10 protein-coding genes, 2 tRNA genes and 2 rRNA genes are annotated in these 14779 nt (G+C 40.0%); 11 read left to right on the top strand and 3 right to left on the bottom strand.

The genetic code is table 11. The features are described from left to right. Positions 1-47 precede the first annotated feature (47 nt). From OZX61_RS09910 to rrf, 4 genes are all read left to right on the top strand, one after another. Positions 48-124, top strand: a tRNA-Ile gene (locus OZX61_RS09910). A gap of 41 nt (positions 125-165) precedes the next feature. Further along, a tRNA-Ala gene (locus OZX61_RS09905) sits at positions 166-241 on the top strand. Between the two features lie 369 nt (positions 242-610). Further along, positions 611-3503 (top strand): 23S ribosomal RNA (locus OZX61_RS09900). 148 nt (positions 3504-3651) lie between these two features. Further along, a 5S ribosomal RNA gene (rrf, locus tag OZX61_RS09895) occupies positions 3652-3766 on the top strand. Between the two features lie 60 nt (positions 3767-3826). Here the strand turns inward: rrf and OZX61_RS09890 are convergent. Next, positions 3827-5212 (bottom strand): dihydrolipoyl dehydrogenase, encoded by a 1386-nt coding sequence (locus OZX61_RS09890; RefSeq protein WP_277095655.1) that lies wholly within the window; start codon positions 5210-5212, stop codon positions 3827-3829. A gap of 123 nt (positions 5213-5335) precedes the next feature. Further along, complete coding sequence (locus OZX61_RS09885) at positions 5336-5674, bottom strand: TIGR01244 family sulfur transferase (protein ID WP_195772876.1); 339 nt, start codon at positions 5672-5674, stop codon at positions 5336-5338. A gap of 122 nt (positions 5675-5796) precedes the next feature. Between OZX61_RS09885 and trxC the strand changes: the two genes are divergently transcribed. From trxC to OZX61_RS09855, 6 genes are all read left to right on the top strand, one after another. After that, a complete protein-coding gene (gene trxC / locus OZX61_RS09880) occupies positions 5797-6231 on the top strand; it encodes a thioredoxin TrxC (protein WP_277094692.1) in 435 nt (144 codons plus the stop codon). 2 nt (positions 6232-6233) lie between these two features. Then, on the top strand, positions 6234-6641 hold the full coding sequence (locus OZX61_RS09875; protein ID WP_195772878.1) for an acyl-CoA thioesterase: 408 nt from the start codon (positions 6234-6236) through the stop codon (positions 6639-6641). A 378-nt stretch (positions 6642-7019) separates the two neighbouring features. Next, complete coding sequence (gene trpA, locus OZX61_RS09870; protein ID WP_195772879.1) at positions 7020-7817, top strand: tryptophan synthase subunit alpha; 798 nt, start codon at positions 7020-7022, stop codon at positions 7815-7817. A 2-nt stretch (positions 7818-7819) separates the two neighbouring features. Further along, the gene (gene accD, locus OZX61_RS09865; RefSeq protein ID WP_195772880.1) at positions 7820-8716 is read left to right on the top strand and encodes an acetyl-CoA carboxylase, carboxyltransferase subunit beta; all 897 of its coding nucleotides are present in this window, start codon (positions 7820-7822) and stop codon (positions 8714-8716) included. Continuing rightward, positions 8713-9993 (top strand): bifunctional tetrahydrofolate synthase/dihydrofolate synthase, encoded by a 1281-nt coding sequence (gene folC, locus OZX61_RS09860; RefSeq protein ID WP_277094691.1) that lies wholly within the window; start codon positions 8713-8715, stop codon positions 9991-9993. The genes accD and folC overlap by 4 nt, the downstream gene beginning before the upstream one ends. Further along, a complete protein-coding gene (locus OZX61_RS09855; protein ID WP_277094690.1) occupies positions 9984-11087 on the top strand; it encodes an SPOR domain-containing protein in 1104 nt (367 codons plus the stop codon). The genes folC and OZX61_RS09855 overlap by 10 nt, the downstream gene beginning before the upstream one ends. 16 nt (positions 11088-11103) lie before the next feature. On the opposite strand, the gene OZX61_RS09850 is transcribed toward OZX61_RS09855, so the two are convergent. Next, a complete protein-coding gene (locus tag OZX61_RS09850; protein WP_195772883.1) occupies positions 11104-11751 on the bottom strand; it encodes a peroxiredoxin in 648 nt (215 codons plus the stop codon). Between the two features lie 261 nt (positions 11752-12012). Between OZX61_RS09850 and secA the strand changes: the two genes are divergently transcribed. Beyond that, entirely contained in the window at positions 12013-14730 is a 2718-nt protein-coding gene (gene secA, locus OZX61_RS09845; RefSeq protein WP_277094689.1) for a preprotein translocase subunit SecA, read from the top strand. The last annotated feature ends 49 nt before the right edge of the window (positions 14731-14779 follow it).

Genomic DNA, 14779 nt, shown 5'->3' with positions numbered 1-14779 from the left:
GACTTGGTAAGAATCCACAACAAGTTGTTCTTCGGTATATTATCTGAGGGTCTGTAGCTCAGTTGGTTAGAGCACACGCTTGATAAGCGTGGGGTCACAAGTTCAAGTCTTGTCAGACCCACCAAAGACGAAAGATAATGTACAATTCACAAATGATTTTAAGCTGGGGACTTAGCTTAGTTGGTAGAGCGCCTGCTTTGCACGCAGGAGGTCAGGAGTTCGACTCTCCTAGTCTCCACCATGATTTTAGTTCGATTGATATTTCAATTTAATTAAGATTAAGCTAATAAATAAGCAAACAGCTTATTTGCTTATAGAGCTTAGTAGAAAGATTGTGTAAGATATGCGACCTTGATATTAACCTCTGTGAGTAATCACGGTACATGACCTGACGAAGGCATGTAAAATCATTAACAGATTATTCAATTTGAGTCTGAAATAAATTGTTCACTCATACATTTTGAAGCGTTTTAATTGAAATTTTAATTAATTTAGATTGAGACAAATTGAAATGAGATGAGAACTAGCAAATTAACTGAATCAAGCGTTTTGGTATGAGATTGAAGCTGTACACCTTGAAGTTCGCGTAAGCGACTGTTTGGGGTTGTATAGTCAAGTAATTAAGTGCATGGTGGTGGATGCCTTGGCAGTCAGAGGCGATGAAAGACGTAATAGCCTGCGATAAGCTTCGGGGAGGCGGCAAATATCCTATGATCCGGAGATTTCTGAATGGGGGAACCCACTTACCATAAGGTAGGTATCAATAACTGAATACATAGGTTGTTGAGGCGAACGAGGGGAAGTGAAACATCTCAGTACCCTTAGGAAAAGAAATCAATTGAGATTCCGTCAGTAGCGGCGAGCGAACGCGGATCAGCCCATTAAGTTATCTAAGTTTTAGTGGAACACTCTGGGAAGTGTGACTATAAAGGGTGATAGTCCCGTACACGAAAGGGCTTAGATAATGATATCGAGTAGGGCGAGGCACGTGAAACCTTGTCTGAATATGGGGGACCATCCTCCAAGGCTAAATACTCCTGACTGACCGATAGTGAACCAGTACCGTGAGGGAAAGGCGAAAAGAACCCCTGTGAGGGGAGTGAAATAGATCCTGAAACCGCATGCATACAAGCAGTGGGAGCATACTTTGTTATGTGACTGCGTACCTTTTGTATAATGGGTCAGCGACTTATATTCAGTAGCGAGGTTAACCGTATAGGGGAGCCGTAGAGAAATCGAGTCTTAATAGGGCGTTTAGTTGCTGGGTATAGACCCGAAACCAGGCGATCTATCCATGAGCAGGTTGAAGGTTGGGTAACACTAACTGGAGGACCGAACCCACTGTCGTTGAAAAGCCAGGGGATGACTTGTGGATAGGGGTGAAAGGCTAATCAAGCCTGGTGATAGCTGGTTCTCCCCGAAAGCTATTTAGGTAGCGCCTCGGACGAATACCATAGGGGGTAGAGCACTGTTTCGGCTAGGGGGTCATCCCGACTTACCAAACCGATGCAAACTCCGAATACCTATGAGTACTATCCGGGAGACAGACTGCGGGTGCTAACGTCCGTAGTCAAGAGGAAAACAATCCAGACCGCCAGCTAAGGCCCCAAAATCATAGTTAAGTGGGAAACGATGTGGGAAGGCATAGACAGCTAGGAGGTTGGCTTAGAAGCAGCCACCCTTTAAAGAAAGCGTAATAGCTCACTAGTCGAGTCGGCCTGCGCGGAAGATGTAACGGGGCTAAAACTATGTGCCGAAGCTGCGGATTTACGCATTAGCGTAAGTGGTAGGGGAGCGTTCTGTAAGCCGATGAAGGTGTGTTGAGAAGCATGCTGGAGGTATCAGAAGTGCGAATGCTGACGTGAGTAACGATAAAACGGGTGAAAAACCCGTTCGCCGAAAGACCAAGGGTTCCAGTCCAACGTTAATCGGGGCTGGGTGAGTCGACCCCTAAGGCGAGGCCGAAAGGCGTAGTCGATGGGAAAATGGTTAATATTCCATTACTTCTGTGTAATGCGATGAGAGGACGGAGAAGGTTAAGTCAGCCTGGCGTTGGTTGTCCAGGTGGAAGACAGTAGGCATGCATCTTAGGCAAATCCGGGGTGCTCTATGCTGAGAGTCGATAGCAAGTAGGTTTACCTACGAAGTGGCTGATACCATGCTTCCAAGAAAAGTCTCTAAGCTTCAGTTACACAGGAATCGTACCCGAAACCGACACAGGTGGTCAGGTCGAGTAGACCAAGGCGCTTGAGAGAACTCTGCTGAAGGAACTAGGCAAAATGGTACCGTAACTTCGGGAGAAGGTACGCTGCTGATGGTGATGGAACTTGCTTCCTGAGCTGTCGGCAGCCGCAGAAACCAGGCCGCTGCAACTGTTTATTAAAAACATAGCACTCTGCAAACACGAAAGTGGACGTATAGGGTGTGATGCCTGCCCGGTGCTGGAAGGTTAATTGATGGGGTTAGCGTAAGCGAAGCTCTTGATCGAAGCCCCAGTAAACGGCGGCCGTAACTATAACGGTCCTAAGGTAGCGAAATTCCTTGTCGGGTAAGTTCCGACCTGCACGAATGGCATAATGATGGCGGCGCTGTCTCCAGCAGAGGCTCAGTGAAATCGAAATCGCGGTGAAGATGCCGTGTACCCGTGGCTAGACGGAAAGACCCCGTGAACCTTTACTGCAGCTTGACATTGAACTTTGACCTTACTTGTGTAGGATAGGTGGGAGGCTTTGAAGTAGTAACGCCAGTTACTATGGAGCCATCCTTGAAATACCACCCTGGTAATGTTGAGGTTCTAACTCTGACCCATAATCTGGGTCGAGGACCATGTCTGGTGGGTAGTTTGACTGGGGCGGTCTCCTCCTAAAGAGTAACGGAGGAGTACGAAGGTGCGCTCAGCGTGGTCGGAAATCACGCGTAGAGTATAAAGGCAAAAGCGCGCTTAACTGCGAGACCAACAAGTCGAGCAGGTACGAAAGTAGGTCTTAGTGATCCGGTGGTTCTGTATGGAAGGGCCATCGCTCAACGGATAAAAGGTACTCTGGGGATAACAGGCTGATACCGCCCAAGAGTTCATATCGACGGCGGTGTTTGGCACCTCGATGTCGGCTCATCTCATCCTGGGGCTGAAGCAGGTCCCAAGGGTATGGCTGTTCGCCATTTAAAGAGGTACGCGAGCTGGGTTTAGAACGTCGTGAGACAGTTCGGTCCCTATCTACCATGGGCGTTGGAAATTTGAGAGGATCTGCTCCTAGTACGAGAGGACCAGAGTGGACGAACCTCTGGTGTACCGGTTGTGACGCCAGTCGCATCGCCGGGTAGCTATGTTCGGAAGGGATAACCGCTGAAAGCATCTAAGCGGGAAGCCTACCTCAAGATTAGATTTCCCTGTGACTTTATGTCACCTAAAGAGCCGTTCAAGACTAGGACGTTGATAGGTTGGATGTGGAAGTGTAGCGATACATGAAGCTGACCAATACTAATTGCTCGTGAGGCTTGACTATACAACACCCAAACAGTTGTATTTCTCTTCAAATAGCTTGATTTAGTGATAAACCTAGTTACAATACAGACCAATTGAATAAACTGTTATGCCAAATTTGGTGGAACAGAGGCAATAATTAAGACCTCAATGTTCTCCATAAAAGTTATGCTGGCGACAATAGCGAGAGTGAACCACCTGATCCCTTCCCGAACTCAGAAGTGAAACCTCTTAGCGCTGATGGTAGTGTGGGGTTACCCATGTGAGAGTAAGTCATCGCCAGCATCTAATTCCTAAAAAGCCTCCACAAGGAGGCTTTTTTTTATCCCTATAGTCTTAAAATTTCTAATCAGATGATTTTAGTTGACTATATGCATCTCTTAAAGATGTTCGCAATCCTTCTTCTAAAGTAGGATGATAATATGGCTTGCTAAGAAGCTGTTTTAGATTGGCTTTTTCACTTAGACTCCAAGCGAGTAAGTGAGCTAGGTGTTCTGCTTCGGTAACATAAATCTCTGCGCCTAAGAACTCCTGGGTTGTACTATCAAAATAAACTTCAATTCCACCTATATTTTTACCTAAAACTGTCGCTCTTCCTTGATCTGTGTAAGAAGCAAAACCAACAGTAAACTTATGTTCAGCATCTTTTAATTGTTTATACGACTTTCCAACAACTGCAATTTCTGGAGAGGAAAATACAATCGAAAGGGGAGGGTATGTTTTTTTATCATTTACATTTGGATAACTGAGGCAGTTATTTACAGAAATCTTCCCTTCATAGCTTGCTTCATGTTGAACAGGTGTAGTCGTATAAGCATCCCCAACAATAAAAATTGGATAGTTTTTTAATTGCTTAGTACTATTATCTATAGGTAAGTTTTTAATATCACTAAAGCTTGATTCAATGTTTTCAAGTTTTAAACTGCTGAGTAATGAGGTACGTCCAGTTGCATTTAATACATATTCAACCTTAATTTCCTCTTCATTTTGATTCTCTCGATTCTTATACTTGACACAAACCCATTCTTTTTCTTTTGTTAAAGAGGTTGGTGTGGTTTCAAAGTGAATATTTAATTTTTGATTAAAATTTTCTTGTATTAAACTCTGTATTTTAGGACTAGTCGCAATTGCAATATGTGAACTTCTACTAAATATAGTCACTTCCACACCTAAATGATAGAGTGCTTCAGCCAGTTCCGTTGCAATTGATCCACTTCCAATCACTGCAATAGATTGAGGAAGTTGCTCTAACTCAAATATTGTATCTGATGTAAGTAGGCGGTTACCAATCTTTTCCCATTCTTCATTTCTTCTTGGTTCTGAACCGACGGCAAGTATAAATGATTTTGCTTGGTATGTTTGATTGTTAACTTGGATAGTAGACTTATCTATAAATGATGCAATACCATTTATTTTGTGCTTATCTTTCCAAGAATTTACATCTTCTAAAACTGCTGATGTAAAATGGTCGCGGTATTTTCTAACACGACTCATTACATTAGATGTATCTACTTTTAAGTTGGCTTGAATACCTACATTTTCTAATGTTTGAGCATCGTGTAGCCGATTCGCACTAGAGATAAGTAATTTGCTAGGCATACAACCGACGCGTGCACAAGTAGTATCCCATGGACCATGATTAATAATTAAAATGTTATCAGTATGTTTAACAGCTTGTTTATAAGCACTGATTCCTGCTGAACCCGCACCTATTATTATAATGTCGTATATCATCATTTATATTCATTAGTATTGTGATGATTAAAATATAGCTATTTTTTTATAAGATTTCATAGAATATTGCATTTCTTTACATTCAACAGCTACACAAGAAGTGTGTAGCTGTTGATTAGTTTATTCATCGTCAAGTAAATCCATTTGTTTTGCAATTTGATATAAATTATTTGCTCGATTGCCTGTTCTGCAGAACATGAGAATGGGTTTTGGTAGTTCATTGTAATGATTGGCAAACTCTCTTACATCTAATTCAGTAATCTGGCCAGAAACGACAGGCTGATAAACATAATCTAAACCAGCTTCTCGAGAAGCTTCTTCAATTTGTGCACTTGTAGGTTGTTCTGTACCACCTTCATAATCTGGACGATTATTGATAAGAGATTTAAAACCTTTCGCAACAATTTGGTCAACGTGTTCAGGACCTATTTGTCCTGCAAATCCGATATTTTCGCTCATTCTTTTCTCCAGAAAATTATATATATTCACTTATTTATATCATATCTTGTTATGGAATGTTTACAGCTCTATGGAATGAAAGCAGAATGTTATCGATATTCATATTCAAAGTTAGATGAACAATGATTTTAGTTTGTGTAAGATGTAATGCAAAAAATCGAGTACCTGAGGATAAGTTAAGCCAAAATCCACAATGTGGGCAATGTCATACTGCATTGATTCCTCAGTCACCTATTATTTTAGACGAAACTAATTTTAGTACCTTTATTCAATATCATGATTTACCGATTGTTATCGATCTGTGGGCAGACTGGTGTGGACCTTGTAAAATGATGGCACCACATTTTGAGCAAGTCTCTAGCCAATATAATCGCGTTGTATTTGCCAAAATTGATACTGAAAAGAACCCAAGGCTCAGTCAAGCATTTAACATTAAAAGTTTACCCACTATTGTTATGATGGAAAAAACAAAGGAGTTGGCAAGGATTAGCGGTGCTCTAAGAGGACCTCAGCTAAAAGATTGGATAGATCAGCAAATTGTGAAAGTAGGTAAATAAATATGCAATCAGAAATAATTAAACCTGAAGGTACACTTTCTTTACAAACTATTGCTATGCCTGCTGATACAAACTGGAGCGGTGATGTTTTCGGTGGTTGGATCGTTTCTCAAATGGATTTGGCAGGTGCTATTCATGCAGAACGATTTAGCAAAGGGCGTTGTGCAACAATTGCAATTAATCAGATGTCGTTTCTTGTTCCTGTAAAAGTGGGTGATGTAATTAGTTGCTACACAAAGATATTAAAAGTCGGAAACACCTCAATTCAAATTGCTATAGAGGTATGGAATAGTCATGATGAGTCTAGACCTGCAAAACAAGTAACAGCAGGATTATTCACGTTTGTTGCAGTAGATCAAAGCGGTCAAAAAAGACGAATTTCAGATGAGGTGAGAGAAAATCTAACTTAAAATATGATAAAGATCAGTCTATGTGCTGATCTTCACATGAATAAGGTATGTTGAATATAAAATTTGAAGTTGTATTTTGCAATTATTCATTGAAAGCTGTATTGATTTTAAGTAATTGTTATTAAAGGTAAGAATGATAAATCTAAATTAGATTGACTGATTAAAAAATCGAAGAATTAACAAAAAAAAGATATCTTTGATCATTGAGAAATTGCGCTAAATATTGATTAATGTACCCTGAAAATTGTATTAAAAAATGTTGAATACGATTAGCGCATTTTAGATATTGTACAATGCATGAAAAATAGCGTTACAATGAATCAGTTGTGTGATTTTTATATAAAATCATTCTATTTTATCATGCAAGGAAGAAATTCTATGAGTCGTTTAGCCAAACGTTTTGAACAGCTTAAATCTCAGCAACGTAAAGCACTCATTTCATATGTTATGGCTGGCGATCCGCACCCAGAAGTGACTGTTCCATTATTGCACAAAATGGTTGAAGCTGGTGTTGATGTTGTAGAGCTAGGCTTACCTTTTTCTGATCCTATGGCTGATGGCCCAGTCATTGCTTTGGCTGCGGAGAGAGCTTTAGCAGCTGGTACAAGTACTTTAGATGCTTTGAACATGGTGAAAACATTTCGTGAGCAAGACAAAGAAACGCCAGTAGTTTTAATGGGATATCTAAACCCTATAGAAGTTATTGGCTATGAAAATTTTGTTGCTAAAGCACATGAAAGCGGAGTGGATGGTATTTTACTTGTAGACTTACCACCTGAAGAGGCCGATGGTTTTAATCAAGTCCTTAAAAACTATGATATGAATCAGATATTCCTTTTAGCGCCAACATCTAAAGATGATCGTATTCAACATGTGATTAAACAAGCAAGCGGCTTTATTTATTATGTCTCTTTAAAAGGCGTAACAGGTGCTGCAACGTTAAATGTTGAAGAAGCTGCTGAGCGTATTGCTAAAATTAAGCAGAGCACAAGTGTTCCTGTAGGTGTAGGTTTTGGTATTAATGATGCTGCATCAGCAAAAGCAATGGGTGCAGTTGCTGACGCAGTCATTGTAGGAAGTGCACTTGTTAAACCATTTGCTACATTACCTGCGGAGCAAGCCGCTGAACAAACAGTGAATAAAATCAAGGAGCTTCGAGCGGCGCTCGATAACTAAGTATGAGTCAAGAAGTTAAACCGACAAAAGTCTTAAACCCAGCGACACCATGGACGAATCGTCCTGTACCTGGTATTCATGTTCCAGATGCACAAGAGACTTTGAAATCTAGCTTTACGGAACCAACAGTTGAATGTCCTGAATGTCATGCATTAACTACACGTACAGCAATGTCTTTTAATGCATATGTTTGCCCTCAGTGTGATGAGCATTTGCGTATGAAAGCACGTGAACGCTTAAACTGGTTTTTCGATCAAGTTGATACAGAGCTAGGTCAAGATTTTGTTGCTAAAGATCCATTAAAGTTTGTAGATAGTAAACCATATACACAGCGTATGGCTGAGGCACAAAAAAAGACAGGCGAAACTGAAGCATTGGTTGTTCTACAAGGCTTACTAAAAGGCTTGCCTGTAACCGCATGTGCCTTTGAATTTGACTTTATGGGCGGTTCAATGGGAACAGTTGTAGGTGACCGATTTGTACAGGCTGCTGAAAGCGCAATTGCTAAAAAGCAACCACTTGTATGTTTTGCTGCTTCAGGCGGTGCCCGTATGCAAGAAGGTATGCTTTCTTTAATGCAAATGGCAAGAACATCTGCTGCTATTGAAAAACTAAAAGCAGCTAAATTACCCTATATTGTTGTTTTAACACATCCAGTATATGGCGGCGTGACTGCATCTTTAGCGATGTTGGGAGATGTACACTTAGCTGAACCAAAAGCAATGATTGGTTTTGCTGGTAAGCGTGTAATTGAACAAACTGTACGCGAAAAATTAGATGAGCCATTCCAAAGAGCTGAATATTTGCTTGATCATGGTGTAGTCGATCAAATCGTTCATCGTCATTCATTACGTGATACTGTATATAGAATTATAAGTAAGTTGATGAATGTAAATTGAACGTAGAATCACCATTAAAAACCGATGATTTGATGACATGGCTCAATTATTGGGGCCGTGTCCATGTGACGGGGATTGATCTTGGTCTAGAACGAGTTCTCCCTGTTGCAAAAAGACTTAAAGTACTTAAACCAAAAGCAAAAATAATTACTGTGGCAGGAACCAATGGGAAAGGTTCTACAACCACAACTATCGCAGCGATACTTAATCAAGCTGGATATAAAGTTGCTCTATACCAATCCCCACATATTTACCGTTTTAATGAGCGTGTGAAAATATCAGATGTTGAAGCAACTGATTTAGAATTAGTTGAGGCATTTGTAAAAGTTGATGAAGCACGTCGGGCTTGCGGTCTCAGCCTGTCTTTTTTCGAAGCAACAACCTTAGCTGCATTTCTTATCTTTATCAATCGTGAATGCGATGTATGGGTCTTAGAAGTTGGGCTGGGTGGACGTTTAGATGTCGTGAATGTTATAGATCCAGATCTCGCCGTGATTACAAATATTGGTTTAGATCATACAGATTGGTTGGGAGATACAATAGAAAAGATAGCGACTGAAAAAGCGGGAATTATTCGTCCTAATATTCCTATTATCTTTGCAGGACAACAAGTATTACCAAATGCAATACAACAAAAAGCAGAAGAAAACCAAGCAAAACTATATGTTGTGAACCGAGATTATTTTTATAAAGAAACTGAAGAAGGTTGGTGTTTCTCTAGTGCAGGAGTCACCTTGAATTTACCTTTGGGAAAATTGGCAATTGAAAATATATCAACAGCTGTAGCTAGTATTCTTTTAAGCGATTTAACTGTTTCTGATCGTGCCATTGAACAGGGCGTAAGTTTGGCAAAAATAGCAGGTCGTTTTGACATCCGCCAAGTCGCTGGAAAAACAGTTGTTTTTGATGCTGGTCATAATGGCCATGGTGTAGAATTTTTGTTAAATCAATTGCATAAATTTAGACAATACAATAAACAGTATAGCGGAGTGATTACAGTTTTCTCAATGCTTGCAGATAAAGACATAAATACAGTGACATCCATGTTGAAACCTGTTGTACATTCGTGGAAAATTGCACCATTAACAGGATTACGTGCAGCGAAGCTTGAAGAAATTCATAATGCGCTTAAAGACGAATATGTTGAATGTTGTGCGACCATCGCACAGGCATTTCAGTCTGCATTAATTGATGCACAAGATGATCAGATCATATTAGTTTGTGGGTCGTTTCATACATTAGAAGCGGTTTGGGAGTATATTGAGTCATGTCCATGAATAACAAACAGCGCTGGATGGGTGGTGTTGTTTTATTAGGTGGCGGCGTTCTATTAGGCGCTTTACTATTAAAAGGCGCCAATGAGTTAAAAGGAACTAAACCCGAAGTTCAGACTCAACCAAATACACAACAAATGAAACCATCAATCTCATCTGAACCAAAAATGGGTGAGATGCAGTCTTTACAACCTGTCACTGTTGATGTTGAAACTGAAAAGCGCTTATTAGAGGAACAAAAGCGCGCCAGAGAAAGAGCTGTTGCTGAACAGGAAGCAAAAACACAGCAATATTTGATTCAACAGCAACAGGCAGAAGCGGCGGCTGCAAAAAAAGCTGCTGAAGAATATGCTGAAATTAATGCTCGACGTTTGAAAGAACAGGAAAGTGCTGATATTCCACCTGAGGTGACAACGGCGGCGACGAGTAACTCGAAAACAAAGACTAATAGTACAGAAAGTGTCGATGCAAAACAGCAAGCTGCTATCTTGGCAAAAAAGAAAGCCGAAGCTGATGCAAAACATCAAGCAGATGCAGCTGCTAAAAAGCAGGCAGCAGCAGAGCAAGCTGAAAAGCATAAAGCAGAGTTAGAAGCAAAAAAACAAGCGGATGCAAAGAAAAAGGCTGAGCTTGATGCAAAACGCCGTGCAGAAGAACAGGCTGCAAAAAAGAAAGCTGAACAAGATGAAAAACAACATCATGCAGCTGAACTGAAGAAAAAGTCTGAGGCAGAGGCTGCAAAACACAAAGCTGAACAAGATTCTAAAAAGTCTGAGACCGCGCGTGCGCGTCAAATCATGGCAAATGATGATGACAAAGACGATGAGGATAAACCTGCATCAACTGTACATAAAAAATGGATGGTTCAAGTTGCTTTAGCTGCGAATCAGGCCAATGCAGATGCAATTGTTTCAAAATTAAGAGCAAAAGGTTATAAAATTACGACAAGTCCAACATCTAAAGGTATTCGTATTATGGTTGGACCAGTCAAAGATAAAGAGGCTGCAGATACAGCGCGTAAAAAGGTACAAGCCGATTCAAGCTTGGGTATGCATAATGCTTGGGTGATTGAATGGGTACCTCTTGATCAACGCTAAACGTAAAAGCCTACAATTATGTAGGCTTTTTATTAGGCTGTGGGGTAAATCTTAAGTAGGGCGTAATGGTTTTATAACCTTGGGGGAAACGCTCATTTAACTCATTTTCATCTTTAATAGCTGGAAGGATTACAACATCTTCACCATTTTCCCAATTGGCAGGTGTTGCGACTTTATAGTGATCTGTGAGTTGAAGAGAGTCAATTACACGTAAAATTTCATGAAAATTTCGACCAGTAGATGCAGGATAAGTAATAATTAGGCGAACTTTCTTATTTGGATCAATAATTACTAAAGATCGAACTGTTGTAGTTTCACTGGCATGAGGGTGAAGAAAGTCATACAGTTCAGAAACCTTACGGTCTTTATCTGCCAAAATTGGAAAGTTTACATATGTATTCTGAGTCTCATTAATATCTTGAATCCAACCTTCATGTGATTTTAAGTCATCAACTGAAAGTGCAATCGCTTTGACATGTCGTTTTGAAAATTCTTCTTGAAGTTTAGATGTATAGCCAAGCTCTGTGGTACAAACTGGGGTGTAATCTGCAGGATGTGAAAATAAAATACCCCAATAATCTCCCAAATAGTCGTATAAACGAAGATCGCCAATTGTAGATTGCTGTATAAAATCTGGTGCAATATCACCTAATCGTAAAGTCATTGTTGTTCTCTAATTGAATGATGAAGTAAAAATAATATGGCTTAAATCGTCTCAGATTCAAATCTTCATTTATGCTTTATATATCTATGTGTTATATAAAATGATAATCATTTTTTAAAAAATAAAGAATTATTTATAAATAGCATTAAAAAAATTGCGTGTTTTTGTTCAAAAAACTTGTACTTCAAAAATCTAACACCATAATAACTGGTAATTAAAATTTATTTCATTTTTGACTAGCAAAAATTAGAGAGCTTATTCATGTTGGGAAGTCTGATCGGAGGTATCTTCGGTACTAAAAATGAGCGCGAGCTCAAACGCATGCGTAAAATTGTAGATAAAATAAATGCGCTTGAACCGACGATATCTGCGCTTAGCGATACCGAATTATCTGCAAAGACTCAAGAGTTTAAAGAGCGTTATCAATCAGGCACCAGTTTAGATGCATTACTTCCTGAAGCCTTTGCAGTTTGTCGTGAGGCAGGTAAGCGCATTATGGGTATGCGCCATTACGATGTACAGTTGATTGGCGGTATCACTTTACATGAAGGAAAGATCGCGGAAATGCGTACAGGTGAAGGTAAAACCCTTATGGGAACACTTGCCTGTTATTTAAATGCATTGAGTGGTGAAGGTGTACATGTTATTACAGTCAATGACTACTTGGCACAACGTGATGCTGAACTAAATAGACCATTGTTTGAGTTTTTAGACTTAACAGTAGGTACGATTTATTCGATGCAGGCACCTGATGAAAAAGGTCTGGCTTATCAAGCAGATATCACCTATGGTACAAACAATGAATTTGGTTTCGACTATCTTCGAGATAACATGGTCTTTTCACTTGCTGAGAAAAAGCAACGTGGTTTATCTTACGCAATTATCGATGAAGTCGATTCAATTTTAATTGATGAAGCACGTACACCGCTTATTATTTCGGGACAAAGTGAAGACTCTTCTCAATTATATGCAGCAATTAATGCAATCGCACCAAAGCTTCATCCTCAAAAAGAGGAAAAAGTTGCAGATGGTGGGCACTTTTGGATTGATGAAAAACAACGCTCAGTAGAAATGACAGAAGTCGGTTATGAAGCGGTAGAGCGTGAACTGATTGCTTTAGGATTACTTGAAGAAGGCGATAGCCTTTATTCTGCGACCAACTTAAATCTAGTTCATCACGTTTCTGCTGCGATTCGTGCTCATTTTCTTTTCCAAAGAGATGTGCATTATATTATTCACGATGGTGAAGTCGTTATTGTAGATGAGCATACAGGCCGTACAATGCCAGGTCGCCGTTGGTCTGAAGGATTACACCAAGCTGTAGAAGCAAAAGAAAATCTAGAAATTCAACCAGAAAACCAAACACTCGCGACAACAACTTTCCAAAACTATTTCCGTTTATATAAAAAACTATCTGGAATGACTGGTACAGCAGATACCGAAGCTTCAGAGATGAAAGAAATTTATGGATTAGATGTTGTACTTATTCCTACACATCGTCCTATGGTGCGTAAAGATCATAATGATCTAATTTTCTTAAATAGAAATGGAAAGTATGATGCGATTGTTGCTGAAATTAAGCGTATACAAGAAACACGTGCCCCAATTCTTGTAGGTACTGCAACGATTGAAGCCAGTGAAGTCCTTGCACATAAACTTACGCAAGCAGGTATCTCTCATGAGGTACTAAATGCCAAACAACATGAGCGTGAAGCAGATATTATTGCTCAAGCAGGAAGTCCTGGCTCGGTCACAATTGCGACAAATATGGCAGGACGAGGTACAGATATCCTTCTGGGGGGTAACTGGAAAGCGAAGCTTGCAAAAATTGAAAATCCAACAGAAGCAGATGAGCAACGATTAAAACAAGAATGGCAACATGATCATGAGACTGTCCTGAATGCAGGTGGTTTACATATTATTGGTTCTGAGCGTCATGAATCTCGCCGTATTGATAACCAATTGCGTGGTCGTGCGGGACGTCAAGGAGACCCTGGCGTTTCACGTTTTTATCTTTCTCTAGAAGATGACTTAATGCGTATTTTCGCAGGCGATCGAGTCATTGGTATGATGAGAGCAATGGGCTTAAAAGAAGACGAAGCGATTGAACATAAAATGGTAAGTCGTTCTATTGAAAATGCTCAACGTAAAGTCGAAGCGCGCAACTTTGATATTCGTAAGAATCTTCTCAAATATGATGATGTAAACAATGAACAACGTAAGATTATCTATTCACAGCGTGATGAAATCTTAGCTGAAAGTTCATTACAAAATTATATTGAAGAAATGCATGATGAGGTCTTGCAAGGTTTTATCGCTAACTTTATCCCACCTGAATCTATTCATGATCAATGGGATGTGGCAGGACTTGAAACAGCATTAAAAACAGATTTAGGAATTGAACTTCCAATTCAGCAATGGTTAGATGAAGATCGCCGTTTAGATGAAGAAGGCTTAGTTGCTAGAATTACGGATGCCGTTGTAACACGATATCGCGACCGTCGTGCACAAATGGGTGAAGAATCAGCAGCGATGCTTGAGCGTCATTTTACGTTAAATGCTTTAGATCGCCACTGGAAAGATCATCTTGCAGCTATGGATTACTTAAGACAGGGTATTCATTTACGTGGATATGCTCAGAAAAATCCTGAACAAGAGTATAAAAAAGAAGCATTCAATCTATTTGTCAATATGCTTGGTGTTGTGAAGAACGATGTTGTTAATGATCTTTCAACAGTACATGTTCCATCACCTGAAGAAGCTGCTGCTTTGGAAGCACAACAGCTTCAGCATGCCGAATCAATGAATCTATCTTTTGAACATGATGATGTCGATGGTTTGACAGGTACAGTGACTGCCTCAGAAGAGCAACTATCTACTCAGAAAGAAGAGTCAGACGTAATACCGCCGATGAGTCGTAATGCACCATGCCCATGTGGTTCTGGTCTTAAATACAAACAGTGTCACGGTAAAATTTAAGATTTTACAAAAGCAGAACAAGAGTTCTGCTTTTTTTTGCAGTCAAACA

It is taken from the genome of Acinetobacter sp. ESL0695 (assembly GCF_029392135.1).
Taxonomy (GTDB): domain Bacteria; phylum Pseudomonadota; class Gammaproteobacteria; order Pseudomonadales; family Moraxellaceae; genus Acinetobacter; species Acinetobacter pollinis.
The sequence above is the reverse complement of the archived record's forward strand: the minus strand, read 5'-3'. Positions and strand labels throughout refer to the sequence as shown.